Raw genomic sequence first — 303 nt, 5'->3', positions numbered from 1 at the left:
ATTTAATGTGTCCGGCTCTTCTTGCGCTTGCAAGTTTTCGCCTGATTCAACTCTCACGTCTAAACCTGGCAATTTATGCAATGCATCTTGTATTTCTTGCAAATGTTCTTCAGCAACCTCAACCTGCACTATGCCTGCGAATTGTCCAGCAAGGTGGCTTAAATTACTGGTTAACCAATTGCCATGGTTAGAAAGAATAGTGGAAGAGATTTCTTCAACGAGACCCGGTCGGTCCTTACCTATAAGTGTTAATATTAACTGCTTCATATCATGTCTCTTTTTTTGTGGCGCCCGTAGGCGAAA

1 protein-coding gene is annotated in these 303 nt (G+C 42.2%); it reads right to left on the bottom strand.

Features of this window, described 5'->3' with window-relative positions; all coding sequences use genetic code 11:
- A partial coding sequence (locus tag CWC11_RS21065; protein ID WP_283241029.1) for a glycine cleavage system transcriptional repressor occupies positions 1-267 on the bottom strand: 267 nt, incomplete at its 3' end.
- Positions 268-303: the final 36 nt, after the last annotated feature.

This window comes from Pseudoalteromonas sp. S3178, from assembly GCF_005886985.1.
GTDB classification, from domain to species: Bacteria; Pseudomonadota; Gammaproteobacteria; order Enterobacterales; family Alteromonadaceae; genus Pseudoalteromonas; species Pseudoalteromonas carrageenovora.
Note: the sequence above shows the minus strand (reverse complement) of the source record. Positions and strands in the feature narration are given on the sequence as shown.